Source organism: Mesorhizobium sp. BR1-1-15, from assembly GCF_020165475.1.
Lineage (GTDB): Bacteria > Pseudomonadota > Alphaproteobacteria > Rhizobiales > Rhizobiaceae > Mesorhizobium.
The window spans coordinates 740,875-755,933 of the sequence record NZ_JAIUIF010000001.1 but is presented as its reverse complement, the minus strand read 5'-3'; the positions used below and the strand labels follow the sequence as shown (position 1 = coordinate 755,933).

At 60.6% G+C, this 15,059-nt stretch carries 13 protein-coding genes; 4 read left to right on the top strand and 9 right to left on the bottom strand.

Annotation, left to right across the window (positions count from 1 at the left end; genetic code table 11):
- Positions 1 to 2,222, bottom strand: a 2,222-nt coding sequence (locus LB541_RS03635; RefSeq protein WP_224617852.1) for a DUF5801 repeats-in-toxin domain-containing protein, incomplete at its 3' end; no start/stop codon positions are given.
- Positions 2,223 to 2,545: 323 nt separating this feature from the next.
- Here LB541_RS03635 and LB541_RS03630 point away from each other — a divergent pair.
- Positions 2,546 to 3,514, top strand: a complete 969-nt coding sequence (locus LB541_RS03630) for a transglutaminase-like cysteine peptidase (RefSeq protein ID WP_140515173.1) — start codon at positions 2,546 to 2,548, stop codon at positions 3,512 to 3,514.
- A 128-nt stretch (positions 3,515 to 3,642) separates the two neighbouring features.
- Here LB541_RS03630 and LB541_RS03625 read toward each other — a convergent pair whose 3' ends face one another.
- The 7 genes from LB541_RS03625 to LB541_RS03595 all read right to left on the bottom strand — a co-directional run bounded on the left by LB541_RS03625 (position 3,643) and on the right by LB541_RS03595 (position 10,893).
- Positions 3,643 to 4,278, bottom strand: coding sequence for a ribbon-helix-helix domain-containing protein (locus LB541_RS03625; protein WP_140525160.1), 636 nt, complete (start codon positions 4,276 to 4,278; stop codon positions 3,643 to 3,645).
- Complete coding sequence (locus LB541_RS03620; protein WP_140650319.1) at positions 4,268 to 5,557, bottom strand: HlyD family type I secretion periplasmic adaptor subunit; 1,290 nt, start codon at positions 5,555 to 5,557, stop codon at positions 4,268 to 4,270. Before LB541_RS03620 ends, LB541_RS03625 begins: the two co-directional genes overlap by 11 nt.
- A 45-nt stretch (positions 5,558 to 5,602) precedes the next feature.
- A complete protein-coding gene (locus LB541_RS03615) occupies positions 5,603 to 7,735 on the bottom strand; it encodes a type I secretion system permease/ATPase (RefSeq protein ID WP_140623830.1) in 2,133 nt (710 codons plus the stop codon).
- 40 nt (positions 7,736 to 7,775) lie between these two features.
- On the bottom strand, positions 7,776 to 9,224 hold the full coding sequence (locus tag LB541_RS03610; protein ID WP_140515176.1) for a TolC family protein: 1,449 nt from the start codon (positions 9,222 to 9,224) through the stop codon (positions 7,776 to 7,778).
- Between the two features lie 377 nt (positions 9,225 to 9,601).
- A complete protein-coding gene (locus LB541_RS03605; RefSeq protein WP_140525157.1) occupies positions 9,602 to 10,015 on the bottom strand; it encodes an MAPEG family protein in 414 nt (137 codons plus the stop codon).
- A 75-nt stretch (positions 10,016 to 10,090) separates the two neighbouring features.
- On the bottom strand, positions 10,091 to 10,579 hold the full coding sequence (locus tag LB541_RS03600; RefSeq protein WP_140497330.1) for an SRPBCC family protein: 489 nt from the start codon (positions 10,577 to 10,579) through the stop codon (positions 10,091 to 10,093).
- Positions 10,576 to 10,893: an ArsR/SmtB family transcription factor gene (locus tag LB541_RS03595; protein WP_210239498.1), complete on the bottom strand. Its 318-nt coding sequence runs from the start codon at positions 10,891 to 10,893 to the stop codon at positions 10,576 to 10,578. Before LB541_RS03595 ends, LB541_RS03600 begins: the two co-directional genes overlap by 4 nt.
- Before the next feature lie 261 nt (positions 10,894 to 11,154).
- Between LB541_RS03595 and LB541_RS03590 the strand changes: the two genes are divergently transcribed.
- From LB541_RS03590 to LB541_RS03580, 3 genes are read left to right on the top strand one after another with little or no spacing between them, the layout of a single operon-like run.
- A complete protein-coding gene (locus tag LB541_RS03590; protein ID WP_140561715.1) occupies positions 11,155 to 12,045 on the top strand; it encodes a D-amino-acid transaminase in 891 nt (296 codons plus the stop codon).
- Between the two features lie 16 nt (positions 12,046 to 12,061).
- Positions 12,062 to 13,090 carry a P1 family peptidase gene (locus LB541_RS03585; protein ID WP_140561709.1) on the top strand — a complete coding sequence of 343 codons (1,029 nt, stop codon included), beginning with the start codon at positions 12,062 to 12,064 and terminating at the stop codon, positions 13,088 to 13,090.
- Positions 13,091 to 13,092: 2 nt separating this feature from the next.
- Positions 13,093 to 13,893 carry a M55 family metallopeptidase gene (locus LB541_RS03580; RefSeq protein WP_140525154.1) on the top strand — a complete coding sequence of 267 codons (801 nt, stop codon included), beginning with the start codon at positions 13,093 to 13,095 and terminating at the stop codon, positions 13,891 to 13,893.
- On the opposite strand, the gene LB541_RS03575 is transcribed toward LB541_RS03580, so the two are convergent.
- Complete coding sequence (locus LB541_RS03575; protein WP_140497338.1) at positions 13,880 to 14,860, bottom strand: LysR family transcriptional regulator; 981 nt, start codon at positions 14,858 to 14,860, stop codon at positions 13,880 to 13,882. The genes LB541_RS03580 and LB541_RS03575 overlap by 14 nt on opposite strands.
- Positions 14,861 to 15,059 lie beyond the last annotated feature (199 nt).

The window sequence follows — 15,059 nt, the reverse complement described above, 5'->3', positions numbered from 1 at the left end:
GGGGTGCTCGTGGTCGCCGTCTCGTCAAGCGCTACCGTAACGCCGGTGGCGGCGACAGCCGTCACCTTCGGCCCGTCATCGTCGAAACTGATCTGGCCCGAGACGTCGGCGCTGGCGCTGGCGGAGTCGCCATCGCTATCCGTGATCGTGACCTTCACGGCCAGCGAGCCGGCGGTGAGTGCAACCGTGTCGTCGGGATTACCGGTGTCGGAATGGTGGAGCGACAGATATTGCTCGACGGTCACCTTGCCGGTGGCCGGATCGATCGACAGCGCGAACGCGGCCTCGCCCTTGAACGCGCCGCCCTGCACGACTCCGACAACCACTCCGTTCGCAAGCGTCTGCAAGGTGATCGTTGAGCCGTCGGTGACGGTCAGGCCGGAAACGGCGTTCGTGACGCTCAGCTGATAGACGGTGGCGGTGCTTGCCGCCGGGCCGTCGCCGCCGAACAGCGCCGTCACATTGACCAGGGCGCCGTTGCTGGTGCCGGAGGTGATCGCCCCGGTACCGCCGATATCGGGATCATCGCCCTTGACGATGGTTCCTGTGTTGATCGCAGCCGCCATGCTCAAGGCCTGCGTTTCGTCGAGTGAGACCACGGCGCCGGCGTCGGCGACGACTGTCACCAAAGGTCCATCGTCGTGGAACTGGATCGCGCCGCCGATCTGGGCACCGCCGAATGCGCTGTCGCCATCGAAGTCGGTGACGGTCACCGAGGCTGTGATCTTGCCCGAGAGGGTCAGCACGTCGTCATGGGCAGCAGCGCTCGATCCATCGACAGTGTGCTCCAGCGGAGCGTATTGGGTGACCGTAAGCGTGCCATTGCCGTTGATGACGATGGTAAAGGCGGTGTGGGTGCCGCCGTTCTGATAAGTGCCGGTGACCGTCGTCGCATTGGTCTGCTGCAGCGTGATCGCAAAATCGCCAATGGCCGTCTTCAGGCCCGAATCGAGCGATGCGACATTGCCGGTCAGGCCCAGCGCATAGGCGATGCCGCCGCCGGCGGCGGCCCCGTCGGCACCGAAATTGGATGCAACGGAAATAATCGGGTTGGCGCTCGTCACATCGATCGGAAAGCCAGCCGGCGAACCGGCATTGGTTTCATCGAGCACCGCGGAACTGGCTGCCGTGTTGCCCACCGTCAGGGCAGGGCTGTCGTCCTCGACGATCACGGTCATGTTGGCCGTTGCCGAGCCGCCGAACGGATCCTGCACGGTAACCGGGACGACGATGGAGAGGTCATCCTCGAAGCCGGCCAGCGGGTGGTCGAGGGGACCGAGCAGGGCGATCTGGAAGGTTCCCGTGCTCGCATCCGTGATGGTGACGCTGATCACGACGTCCGATCCGACCCTGCCGACGAGATGCGTCGAATCGACCAGTTCCCACACGACGTCGGTGCCGTGCGAGGTAAGTGTCGTGGCAGGCACTCCGAGGCCGTAGGTCAGCGGATCGCCATTGGGATCCGTAGCGCCGAAGCTGCCGTTGATCACCGAAAGATTCGATTCGTCGAAGGGTGAGCCGGGATCGCCGTCCGGGTTTGCGCCGGAAAGCCCTTCTTCCGACACGCGGACGGTGAGATCGCCAAATTCCGGGTTCGCATTGGGAAGGAACAGTTCCCGCCTCTCGGCCTGCCCGAACTGCAGATCGGTCGGCGGCAAGAGCGTCGAAAGATCAAATCCATCGCCGATGCCGCCAGGAGGAATTTCAAAATTTCCACCGGCGCTCGAGGTCGAACCTCCAGGGCCAGCCGACATCGAACCATCGGCGCCGAAGGCGACATCCACATGGCTCGCCTCGAGCGCGGCGATCAAGGCGACGCGCGGTACCTCGACATCGCCAAGGACGAAGGTCGGCACGTTGAGCGCGCCGTCCTTGATCACGATAACCGAGCCGTCGGCCTGTTCGAGCACGAGATTGTGGCCGTCGACCTTGATGTTGTCGATAGAGACGTTCGCCGGAAGCTTCACGACGTTGCCGGCGTCGGCGACGTATTCGTGCGGCGCGGCTGCCGCCTGGGCCTTCGCCTCCGCGGGTGCTTCCGCCGGCGCGCCACTGCCCACATCGACCGGCACTGGTTCGGCCGCTGCCGGCGCGGCCTGTTGCGTCGAAGCCGCCTGTGCGACCTGGAACTCTGCCGGCGAGGTCTGGTCGTGACGTTCACTGGCCATGGAATGCTCGTCCCACGAACCCGAAACGGCGTCCAATTCGTTATTGATGGTCATTGCTTGTACCCCTCCGGCATTTCCCCGAAAGAGACAGCGGCAACCATTACTTTGCAACCGTCCGTCAATCTACTTTATATACCATTATATGCCTACAATGGCATTTTTTACGCGTGGTAAACTGGGAGCATATATTCTGTTATATAAGTCGATATGTGCCGGTGCGGATGAGGCCTCGCCCCCTGTTGTATGGTAAATAGAAGTATAAATTCAAATAAAATTTTACGAAAAATAGCGGAAACAAGTTTAGTCGCCATTATCTACCTTCATTGCCAATAATTTGAGACAAGATCGGTACCGTCCACAGTCAAAAGGTGGGCGTTATGAAAAAAGAAAAAACCGCGCCGGGAACAGCCGGCCTCAAGCTACTCTTGCTGACGATCAGCCTCGCAGGCCTGCCGCAGCCATCGCTCGCGAGCGTCCATTTAGAGGGCACCGCTTCGGTCGGCGGGCTTGTTGAAGACGTGCGGATGCCGCCCAGCCTGGGCGGCGTTTCCCTGGAAAGATTCCAGCCTTGGCGACCGGCGGTAGGATACCAGCCCGACCTGGTTTCCATGAGTTACACGATCGACGATGCCCAAGCGGGCGTTGCGCCGGCGCCTGCGAATGTCGGAATTGATCCCATCAAGACGGCAACGATTATCCCCGGCGTGTTCGGCTCGGTCGCGTTGTCCATGCATAACTTTCCCGTCGCCGCGCGGTGGGCACCGGTCTACCAGGCAATTGTCGGCTGCTCGGCGGGCAGTGCCTGCGAGCAGAAGAGCGCGGCTTTTGCCAGGCTGATCTCGTCGGCACAGGGCAAAGGGTTCAGCGAGAAACTGTCATTCGTCAACAGCGGCATCAATCACCTGATCGCCTACAGGAAGGACAGCGTCATCTATGGCAAGCTCGATTACTGGGCAAAGCCCACCGAGGTGCTCGATAAGCGCGCCGGCGACTGCGAGGATTTCGTCATACTGAAGATGACGGCGCTGCTGAGGGCCGGCATCCCCGCGCAAAGCATGGCGTTGGTTGTTCTCCAGGATCGCAGGCGGGGATTCTTCCATGCGGTCCTGTCGGTAAGCACGGCAAGTGGCGTGTTCATTCTCGACAGCCTCAACAACACCGTGCTGCGCGACAGCGATCTCCCCGATTATGTGCCGCTTTATTCCTTCAGCACGGACCGAGCCTGGATCCATGGTTCGAGATCGGGCAGCGCGCAGGTCGCGGAGATCAAGGGCGGTTTTGCAGGCGTCGCGCCCGGCGAGGGATTGCAGCCCGACACGGCTTCTGGAGCGCTTGCCCGTCGGTGAGCAACCGCGGTTCGCCGGCTTTTATGGAAAACGCCGAACCGCTCTATCTCTTTGTTTTGCGCAATTCCCAAGGGAAAGCGCTACACGCTTTTCCCGGGAAGCGTTTCGCACTTTTCCTGGAACTGCTGCTAGCCGCTGACGAATGCCATCAGCAGGTCCTGCCCGACCAGCGGTGCTCGCACGGCATTCAATTGGCCACGATATCGGCGTTCGCCGGCGCCGATGACGAACCCGCTGGCGACCGGAATCTCGCCATTGGCATCCAGCCGCGCGAAGATGTCCGCCACGTTGAGATCGAGCGCCAGCCTGAGATCCTGACGCCCGTCATCGCTCGGCGCCGTCGGCAATTGGCGCTTTACCAATTGTTGGAACGGAGCGTTGAAGGTCAGGATCTTTTTCGACGATGAAAGGGCGAAGGCGGGCGAGGGGCAGGCGACCAGTATCGCGGTGATCGTCCTGATCGACGCAAGCCTCTTCAACGTCAGGTTTTCTTCCGCCAGATCACGAATGCAAGCAACCCTGATCGCCGATGTCAGATTGCCGGCCGGAGGCTGGCTCTCGGCGATCTCATCGACAAGCATGCCGATCGTGCATTTCCGGTTTTCCGCCATCTGCCTGAGCGACGTCCAGAACGTCCGCTCCAGGCGGATGCCGCGGCGGATGCCGCGGCGCGCGACAACCCGGAACTCCATGCCGAGGTCTTCCGCGGCCATCGGCACGAGCAACCGCTCGAGAACAGCGGGAGGCGTGGCGCTATCGTTCACTCATCGCCTCCTCTCGTGCCTTGTTGATGGGTTTCAGCAGGTAGGTCAGGATCGTCTTGCGGCCGGTCTTGATGTCGACGGAGCAGATCATGCCCGGGATGATGGAATAGGTCTTGCCATCCCGCGTCAGCGTCGACCTGTCGGTCGCGACGCGCACCTGATAATAGGGCTCGCCTGTCTTCTGGTCGACGAGACTGTCGGCGGTGATGTTCGAGACCTTGCCTTCGATGCCGCCGAAGATCGAGAAATCATAGGCGGTGACCTTGATCAGCGCCTCCTGATCCGGCCGGATGAAGGCAACGTCGCGGGGCGAAACCCGCGCTTCGACCAGCAAGGTCTCCGAAGTCGGAACGATGCCGGCCACGACCGCGCCGGGCTGCACGAAGGCGCCAACCGTATTGATGTCAAGCGTGTTGACGATACCGTCGACTGGAGAACGGATGTCGGTGCGGGCCACCTTGTCGGTCGCGCCGCGTATGGTTTCATCGACCACCGAGAGATCGGCCAGCGCCTGCGTCAGGTCGCTCAGCGCTTCCTGTTGCAGCTGCAGACCGAGCTCATCGACCTGAAGCTGGGCCTCGGTGATGGCCGATTTGGCTTTCTTGGTGGTTTCTCCAGCAAGCGTCAGCTGCCCGTTGAGCTCTGTCTGCTCGCGTTCAACCCGGAGTTGCTCGGTTCGCGCCATCAGGCCTTTCTTGACCATGGCTTCGACCAGCTTTGCCTCCTGGTCGCTGACGACCAGATTCTTCGTGAGGCGATCGGAATTGGCCGTCGCCTCGTCCAATTCCTTCTCGCGCTGATCGAGGCGCGACTTGAGAACCGACAGCTTGACTTCGAAGTTGTCGCGGCGGGCGACGAGCAGCTTCTGCTCGTTCTCGCAGATTTCCGGGGCGACCTTCTGGATTTCGGCCGGACATGGAAATTCGCCTTGCAGATCGCCGCTCTGCTCGAACTTCAGCCGTGCAATGCGGGTCTGTAATGCCCGTGCCTTGGCCTGTTGCTCGCCAAGGCTGGAGGTGTTGAACGTATTGTCGAGGCGGATGATGAGGTCGTTCTTCTTCACGACCTGCCCGATCTTGACGGCAATTTCCTGGACGACGCCCGGCTCGCTGGCCTGGATGATCTGCGTTTTGGAAGCAGGTATGACCTTGCCGTCGCCGCGTGCGATTTCATCCACCTCGGCAAAGGACGCCCAAGCAACGGAAGACACGAAGAGTGCACCTATGATAAATATGGACGCCGACGCAAAGAGCGGCGGCCGGTCTTCCCTTGCAAGCATTTCCCACGGCCCCAACGCATTGAATACTTTGATAGTTTTCGTTCTTCAGGTGCTTTTTTTCTGCAGCGCCTGTATCACTTGGTCCTTTGGTCCATCGGCAACGATCCTGCCTTGCTCGATGACGATAAGCCGGTCGGCAAGTTCGAGCATGCTGAAGCGGTGTGTCGAGACGATCAGCGTGGTGTTTCGATCGAAAGCCACTTTGAGCTGCTTGATCAGTTGACGCTCGGAAGCCAGATCCATCGAGCCGGACGGCTCGTCCAGGAAGACGACTTTCGGTTTCGTCAGCAACAGCCGGGCGATCGCCATCGTCTGTCTCTGGCCGCCCGAGAGATTGGTGCCGCGCTCGCCGACATTCATGTCATAGCCACGCGGGTGGCGGGAGACGAAATCGTCGACGCCGGCGGCCTTGGCCGCTTCGACGATCTGCTCATCGGTCGCCTCCGGACAGGCCATCAAAAGATTTTCCTTGATGGTGCCTGAAAACAGATCGTTCGCCTGCGCGACGATGCCGACGGCGGCGCGAACCTCGGAGGGGTGGTATTGACGGATGTCGATGCCGTCCAGCAGCAGTTCGCCGGAACTCGGCAAGAAAAGCCTGCCGATCAGCCGCCCCATCGTCGTCTTTCCCGATCCTATGCGGCCGATGATGCCGATCCGCTCCCCCGGCTTCACGGAGAAATTCAGGCCGGTCAGGACTTCGTTCTCGGAGCCGGGATAGGTAAAGCCGACGTTCCGGAACACCATGGCGCCGTTGCGGACGGGCCGGTTGACGAAGCCCACAGTGTCCGGACGATCCTCCGGCTGAGCCATGATCGAATTCACCATCCGCAAAGAGAGCATGGCCTGGCGCAATCTGGACAAGGTGATGGCGATCTGCCCGAGCGGGGCCACAGCCCGGCTGGCCAGCATGACGGTGCCGATGATGGCTCCGGTGGAGACATGTCCTTCGGAGAAGGCGTAGGCGCCGGCCACCACCAGCGCGACGGTGACCAGCTGCTGGATGGCCTGCGTTATGTTGCCGGCGGCGGCCGAAAGCTGCTTGATCTTCTCGGAGGTGTTGGAGGCGTTTTTGGAATGCTCTCCCCATTTTCGCAACAGGTAGGCTTCGGCGCGCAGCGACTTGATCGTCTCCAGCGTGGAAATGGATTCGACCAGCAGCGCCTGGCGCTGCGAGGCCTCGTTCATGGAGGCCGCCACACGCCTGCCGATGCGCCGCTGCGTGACCAGTCCGACGATCACCGACGCGACGAAGGCCAGCGCGGGTATCATGACCAGCCAGCCGCCTATCGCATAGATGACGAGGAGAAAAACAAACACGAAAGCCGTGTCGATGAACACGCTGATGGTGTTGGACGTGAAGAATTCGCGCACGAATTCATATTGGGTCACGCGATTTGCGTATTCGCCCGTCGAGCCCGGCCGTGCCGCCAGAGACGAGTTCAGCACCTTCTCGAACAGCATGTATGAAATGCGCAGATCCGCCTTGCGCCCGGCATAGTCGATGAGCGATGCCCGGGAGGTCTTTAGCAGCAGGTCGAACAGGATGACCGCGCCGATGCCGATGGCCAGCACCCAGAGCGTCGATATCGCTTTGTTCGGCAGGATCCTGTCGTACACGTTCATGGTGAAGATCGGCGAGGCGATGGCGAGCAGATTGATGAACACCGCCGACAGGACAACCTTCGAATAGGTGCGCCAGAACGGCCCCATCGTTCCCGTCAGCCAATGTCGCCGCTCGATTTTCGGCGCCGAGCCGACGCTCATGGCCTCCGTCGCGTTGGCGTAGGTGATCGAGAAGGACGCACCGCCGCTGATATAGCTGTTGGCCAGCTCCGACCGGCTGATCCTGGTGCGCCCGTCCTCCTGGGGAGCTGTAAAATATTCCCCGGCTTCACCATCGGCCAGCAGCGCGACAGGCAGCTGGCTGACGCGAAAGACGATCGCGGGGAGGTCGATGCGCCCCCGAACAAAGTCGCGCTGGCTGAATTCGGTGATTTCAAGGCCGACGCGCTCGGCAAGATGCCGGATCGCGTCGATGTCGATGCGCGTTTCCGCCAGCGGCACGCCGGCAAAGAGCACGGTTTCGGCGCTGGGGCGGCCGAGATATGCGGCGACGGCCGAAAAGCAGGCCTTGAAAGCCTCTTTCGGTGACAGAATGTTGGGTTGCTGGTTCACGATCCGCCCGCGGGGACTCTCGATCGATCCTTAGGCCCGCCTATTTTTTCCTGACCGGTGCCAGAATATCGAACGGCACGTCGTTTTTCTGTTCCGAGGGCGTGCGCGCATAGGTTTCGGTGTCGGCCGTTTCCGGCGCGGCGAACTCGGTCCGCGCGTATGCCGTAGCCTGTTTTGGCGGGTGGACGTCCATCGTTTTCAGCAACTGCCCGGTCGCCGCCAGAAGCCGATATTGCGCGAAAAGGGATGCGTAGGACGCGGTGTCGGCCAGTGTCGCGGTGTTGAATCGCGTGTTCTGCGCATCGAGCACGTCGAGCAACGAGCGCTGACCGACCTTAAACTGTTCGCGATAGGACGCGACCAGCTTTTCGTTGGAGACTGCTTGTAGCTTCAGGGTCTTGGCCAGATCGGCCTGCCGGAAGCGACGATCCCATGACGTGCGAACGGCTTCCTCGATCTCTCGGAGAACCTGGTGCATCGCGAGCCGCTGCTCGCTGGTGCGGCGGATCTGCTCCTGCTCATTGGCCTTGTCGATGCCGCCCCGATAGAGATTCCAGCGCAACACCAGACGTGCCTGCAGATCGGATGCGTCTCCATTGTCGCCGTCAATGTCGTAGCCCGCCCGGGCAGAGCCTTCGGCAATGATCGAAGGGCCGTATTTCGCGCGCGCCGCGTCCACCAGCGAGGCCGCCGCGGCAATATCGCTGTTGGCCATGTGGACGCGCGGGTTGCTCTCGCGCGCAAGGCCCAGCGCATCGTCCAGCGACCTTGGCAGCGTGCCGGACACGTCGGCCGGCCTCGCTGCATTGGTCAGCGGCTTGCCGACGGTCTTGAAAAACCGTATCCGCGCGGCCTCCAGTTCCTCCGACGCTTCCTGCATGCGGGCCTTGGCCGCGAACAGCCGCTCCTCGGCCTGTTGCCGGTCGGCTTCGTTCAACCCGCCGCCGGCAATGCCTTCCTGGATGTCGTGGAGGATTGCTTGATGGAAGCCCAGGTTTTTCTTTGCCTCGGCAACAATCGAAGCCTGGAGCATGTATTCGAGGTAGTCCTGGACAACAGAGAGACCGATGAATTCCGACCGTTCCAGCACCCGAAACGACGCGCCATCGACGCGGGAGGCCTGGCGGTTCAATTCTGCGCGCCTTGCGCCGCTGTCATAGAGCGTCTGCGAAACGGTCAGGTCGGTTTCTGCCGGATAAAGCGCGTCGTCCTCTATCGAGAGTGCGCGCCGTGACGAATTGTCGAGACGGCGAGCGCCAGCCGACGCCTGCAGGTCGACGCTGGGCAAATAGAGGCCCTTTGCCTGACGCAATTCGAACTCGATCGCTTCGCGATTTTCTATCGCCTGGCCGATCTCCGGATTGGATTCGACCGCTACCGCCACGGCCTCCTTGAGCGTGAGGGCGTTCGCCCCCCCGCAAGTCAGCATCGTAGCCGCCATCAAAAGACCAAGGCGCTTGCCTATGGCCGACATGCCAGTTCTATTCATTTAGCCCACCCGTTTCCCCAACGCCTTCCTCAAGGCGCTTAAGCGGGCCAACCCCAGGCCCACCATTGCCGAATTACCCGATATATTCAGAAAATACGTGAGCGAATATTAATTTAGGCGACTCTAAATGGGTTTTCCCAGTCATGAGCAGCGACATGTAGCAAAAATAACACATAACAGCGGGACCGATGGGGGTGGGAGAATGCCGATCGGCTGCAACGAAAAAATGCCTTGGTTGGAGCGGCTAGGGCACTTTTTTGAAAAACCGCACAATGGTCCCGAAAGTTGCCTGGGCCGAGACGGCGGCGCTGTTGCCGAACGGGGATGCCGGACGCGGACTATAACGGATGTAGCCTCCGATAACTGCCGATAACGCGTCAATGGAGTGCTGCCCATCCAGTCACAAGAATAAGGGCAAGCGTAACCAGCGCTCCCGAAACGTACAGAACCGTCCTGACACTGCCTCCCTTTGCGGCGTTTCCGCCACGTAGGTAGATTCCCAGATGAATCAGGCGTATCGCCAGGTGCAGCCCCACAAGCGTCGCCAAAGTGGTCGGTCCAACACCAACCATCATCGCCAGCACCGCGGGCACGACAAAGGGCGCCAGCGCCTCAACCGAGTTCATGTGGACGCGGTCGATCCTGTAGAGCGGGTTGTGGTCGTCCGCCGGGACTACCGGTCCTGAAAGCACCCCTGCAAATCCCTTGGACGAACCGGAATAGACTGCCAACACCACCGACAGCAAACAAAGCATAAGCACGCCGAGGATGCTTAACCAATAGACTTCCATATTGTCTCTGCTCCTGGAATCCCAGTGGGCGATACGGTGCTTGCGAGTCATACCCCATGAACTGCAACGCGGTTGTCAGGCTGTCCGATGGTTGAACAAGTCGTGGAACCGTTGCAGGTAGAGCGGCCAGCCCTGATCGCTATCAACTGCACCCCTCACGCCTACCCAGCCTTCCCCATGGCGCTCGAAATGCCGGTGCTCGATCTCAACTCGGGTTCTGTTCTCGGTCTCGGCCGTGAACCGGACCTCCCATTCGCTCGTCTTGTTCGGGTCGGTCTCGATCTGCCACCGAGGGCTGATGTCCCAGCTCAGAACCAGCCGGCTGGGCGGATCGTAGGCCAACACACGAGCCCAGCGGCACTCGCTGCCATCCACACCTCGGTCGTAAACGTGCCCTCCGACCCGGGGTTCGAAGATCGTTTCTGCGATCGGAACGGCAAGAAGATTGTGCTCTCGAGGTTTGAATCTCCCGAAATCCTCGGTGAAAACCTTGAAGGCACGCGCAATGGATGCCTCGACAACGACGAAATGCCTTACGGGCGCGAGTGCAGGGTCCTTACTCATGCTTGGTCCTTTTTTGGATACTCGACGGCTAATTTGTAGCCCGCCAGGGTCTTGCTCCAGAACTGGTCGATTTCCGCGCGCAGGCCTGCCAGCCCATCCTGATCGATACGGTATATGCGTTCTTTGCCCGAGCGCGTGTCGGCCACAAGCCCGGCAGCCTTGAGTATCTTCAAGTGCTGAGAGACGGCCGGCCGGGTTACAGGCAGGGCACGAGCAAGTCCGCTGACCGAACAGGGCTGTTCGACCAGCAGTTCGAAGATCGTGCGCCTTGTCGGATCTCCGAGCGCTGTCCAGTAGTTCGCGTTAGTGGCCACTAACGCGAACTTAAATCGATGGCCGCGACCTGTCAATATCGGGAGGTCAACGATGCGTCGTCCAAGCCCCCGTCCGGCTCCGCGGGATTAAAGGAAACCATTCAGCGACCTGCGCCGTCTCGTGGCGTGAATCATGCGGCCGTCGCAGAGAGTGCCCGTTGCGCTTTGACGGTATCGGCATACCGAATTGCATTTTTTGAATTGGTCTTTGCCGACCTGCCTTGGCATTTATCGAGCAGTCAGTTGATGCTGGGATCGAGGATGGCCAAAGTGGCGCAAGTCTATTGCAATCGGCGTTACATGCCCGAAGACGAGGCGCGCATCGGTCTCTTCGATCGGGGATTCCTCTTTGCAGACGCGGTCTACGAGGTGACCGCCGTGATCGGCGGCAGGCTGATAGACAATGATTTCCATCTCAATCGTCTCCAGCGGTCGCTTGCCGAGATATGTATTCCCATGCCCGTGACGCTGCCTGAGATGGAAGCCATTCAATTGGAACTGATCTCGCTCAACGGATTGGATGAAGGAACGGTCTATCTCCAGATTTCGCGCGGCGAAGCCAAGCGCAATTTCCTGTTTCCCGATGATCTTGAGCCGACCATGGTCGCCTTCACAAGCGCCCGCAAACTCGTAGGAACCAAGGCTCAGGCCGAAGGCGTCGCCGTCGACCTGGCGCCTGATCCGCGCTGGGCACGGCGCGACATAAAGACTGTCATGCTGCTGGGGCAGGTTCTGGCAAAGCATGCTGCAAGCGAGAAAGGCTTCGATGATGTCTGGTTTGTCGAGGGTGGACAGGTGACCGAGGGCGCATCGGCGACGGCTTTCATCGTTATGCACGACGGCCGTGTCATTACTCGCGCCAATTCTCAAGCCATCCTGCCCGGCTGTACGCGGCGAGCAGTGGCGCGTCTATGTGAAGACCAGGGCATTTTGTTTGAAGAGCGTGCGTTCTCGCCAGAGGAGGCGTTTTCGGCGGCGGAAGCGTTCCTGACCTCCGCCTCGAGCCTGGTCACCCCCGTCATCCGTATTGCCGGCCACAGGATCGGAAACGGCCAACCTGGTCCATTGACACGCCGCCTGCAGGAAATTTACGTCCAGACAGCTTTTGCAGAGATGAACGGGCATGCGGCCGGACGAGCGGCTCTTGCTTGATGAGTGGGATGTGAAAATGGGCGCGGCACGGCGTTTAGGCCTTGGCATGGGGCGGCTGTCGCCCGGCCCGAACAATGCGATCACGGACGTGCCGGGTGTCCTGGTCGGCCATAAGACGATCATCGCCGACGGACTTGCGACAGGCGTCACCGCCGTCTTGCCCCATGGCGGCGACCTGTTCAGATCCAAGGTCAGGGCGGCGGTCGATATCATCAACGGTTTCGGCAAGTCCGTCGGGCTCATGCAATTGGCCGAACTGTGCACGATCGAAACGCCAATCCTTCTGACCAACACGTTCTCGGTCGCGCCATGTGCGGAGGCGCTGATCAAGCGTGCCATTGCCGCCAACCCGGAGATCGGGCGCAAGACCAGCACGGTCAATCCCGTCGTTTGCGAATGCAACGACGGCGGTATCAATGATATTCAGGCAATGGCGGTCACCCGGCATGACGCCGAAGCGGCGCTGGATGCCGCGAGCGCCGGTCCGGTCGAACAGGGCAGCATCGGCGCCGGCGCCGGAATGACGTCGTTTGGCTTCAAGGCGGGTATCGGCAGCGCGTCCAGGTCGGTCGAGATCGGGTCTCGCGCCTTCACGCTTGGCGCTCTGGTGTTGTCCAACTTCGGCAGGGCAGGGGATCTTGTCCTCCCGGATGGCCGCAGAGCCGATCCCAAAGGGCTCGGCGAGCCTGAAAGCGGGTCGATCATCATCATTCTCGGTACGGATATTCCTCTTGACGACCGGCAATTGAACCGTGCCGCTAGCCGGGCCGGCGCCGGCATTGCCCGCCTCGGTTCGTATTGGGGACACGGCAGTGGCGATATCGCCATCGCGTTCACGACCGCCGATCCTCTGCCGCACGTCTCGCCTTCACCGTTCAGTTCGATTTCGCGTGTCGATGACAGATACATCGACCTCGTTTTCGAAGCGGTTGTGGAAACCACGGTCGAGGCCGTTCTGAACGCCCTGTGCGCCGCGCAAAGCGTGGTTGGACGAAATGGACGCAGGATTCCGGCGTTGACCGACTGGCTGAAGGAGCCCCTCTGAGCATGAAGATTTTCATTTCGGCCGATATCGAAGGCACCGCGGGCATTCAATCCTGGGACGAGGCGGAAAGAACGCACGCCGACCACAGGGAATTCCGCGAACTGATGACCGGGGAGGTCCTGGCCGCCTGCGAAGGAGCGCGAGCCGCTGGCGCAACTGAAATCATGATCAAGGATGCGCATGACAGCGGGCGCAACCTCATTCTCGAACGCATGCCGCCTTTTGCGCGCATCGTGAGGGGCTGGTCGGGGCATCCGGACGCAATGATGTTCGGGATCGATGAAAGCTTCGATGCCGCGCTCTATACCGGCTACCATTCCAAGGCCGGTGTCGAGGACAACCCGCTTGCACACACATCGACATTGCGAATATCGCGGCTGATCCTGAATGGCGAAACAGCGTCCGAATTTACATTGAATGCGTTGTGCGCCGCGCGCTATGGCGTGCGCTCGGTATTTCTTTCCGGCGACGAAGGCATTTGCGCCGACGCCAGAGCCCTCGTCCCGGGGATAGCCACTGTCGAAACCCTCAAAGGCATCGGCGCGGCCACCATCTCCCTGGCGCCTGCGGCGGCGCGCGGCGCAATATGCGAGGGCGTTGAAAGGGCGTTGCGCGACAGGGCGCGGCAAGCTTTGCCGTCAATGCCGGAAAGGGTCGAGATCATCATCGAATTCAGCAATCCCGTCGATGCCTATCGCGCTTCCTGGTATCCCGGAGTGCGCCGGCACGGGCCACGTGCCGTCGCCTTTGCATCGAACGACTATTTCGAGGTGCTGCGCGCCTTCCGCTTCATGAAGAGCTGAAGGTCGCCGTGCCCGCGGCTGGCGCGGCGGGCTTCAACGTTTGCGCCAGCGCCTTGGATGATTGCCAAAGAGCCTCCACCATGGTGCTTCGCGTCTTCTCCGAGCTGCGATACAATCGTATCTCGAGATCGAGCGTCCATGTGCTGTCATTCGAACAGATGACAAGGGCTCCATTGGAGATGTCGTTCTCGACGAGGCTTTCCGGCAGCCAGCAGATGCCCGCGCCGGTCAGCGCAAGTTCCTTGAGTCCGGCGCTTATTGTGCTTTCATGCACTGTCTGACGCCGGAACGGCGAGTGCTTCGAGAACAGTTTTCCGAGGGCGACACCAAAGAAAGAGCTGTAACCATAGCCCAGATAGGGCAAAGCTCGCTTTGCCGTTTCCGGACTGTCCAGAATGCCCGCCGCGGGCACGGTCGACTTGTCGAAGCGCAGTTCCGGCGCCGCGACCGGGATGAGCCGATCCGATCCGATAGCCAGATGAGAAAACTTGTCGCGATCCAGGTGAAACGGCACTTCACGGTGCGCATAGGTCAGGAAGAAGTCGGTTTCGCCATCGGTCAGTGCAGCCAGGTTCGCCTCGATGCCACCCCTGTCAGCCATGAAGGATGTGCCGAAGGTGCGAGTGTTCCGCTGCACCTCCCGCAGCCAAACCGGAAAGAACGTGATGGTCAATGTGTGAAGGGCCGCAAAGCGTACAAGCCCCTGTTCCGCAGGCGGGCGCAGAGACTCGCGCACCGAATAGAACATCCTGATGGCGTCTTGCGCCATCGGAAGAAAATTGCGTCCGGCCGATGTCAGTTCGGCCGGCATGGTGGCACGACTGATGAGCGGTGCTCCGAGCCACGTCTCAAGCTGCTTGATGCGCCGACTGAAGGCCGACTGGGTGACATTGCGGATTTCGGCTGCCCGCGAAAAGCTCGAGGTTTCTGCAAGCGTCACGAAATCTTCGAGCCATTTGATTTCCACGCGGCCTCTCCTCCACTGCGTTCGAGCATTGATCCAGCCGCAATGGGAGCATATTTCATTATAATTGCAATGTTATGCAAATTTTGCATGCTTGATTGCGAAAACCGAATTGGCCTTGTGATCGCCGACGCCCCAACGTCTGCAAAACGAAAAAAGCTGGCAACTGGAGCCGGTGGCAGGGGAACGTGACGTCGAGCGC

Bases quoted from the DNA above. Each gene is read 5' to 3' on its own strand.
- LB541_RS03620 (WP_140650319.1), bottom strand. From the start codon at position 5,557: ATGCTTGCAAGGGAAGACCGGCCGCCGCTCTTTGCGTCGGCGTCCATA.
- LB541_RS03630 (WP_140515173.1), top strand. From the start codon at position 2,546: ATGAAAAAAGAAAAAACCGCGCCGGGAACAGCCGGCCTCAAGCTACTC.
- LB541_RS03600 (WP_140497330.1), bottom strand. From the start codon at position 10,579: ATGAGTAAGGACCCTGCACTCGCGCCCGTAAGGCATTTCGTCGTTGTC.
- LB541_RS03585 (WP_140561709.1), top strand. From the start codon at position 12,062: ATGGGCGCGGCACGGCGTTTAGGCCTTGGCATGGGGCGGCTGTCGCCC.
- LB541_RS03610 (WP_140515176.1), bottom strand. From the start codon at position 9,224: ATGAATAGAACTGGCATGTCGGCCATAGGCAAGCGCCTTGGTCTTTTG.
- LB541_RS03605 (WP_140525157.1), bottom strand. From the start codon at position 10,015: ATGGAAGTCTATTGGTTAAGCATCCTCGGCGTGCTTATGCTTTGTTTG.
- LB541_RS03580 (WP_140525154.1), top strand. From the start codon at position 13,093: ATGAAGATTTTCATTTCGGCCGATATCGAAGGCACCGCGGGCATTCAA.
- LB541_RS03590 (WP_140561715.1), top strand. From the start codon at position 11,155: ATGGCCAAAGTGGCGCAAGTCTATTGCAATCGGCGTTACATGCCCGAA.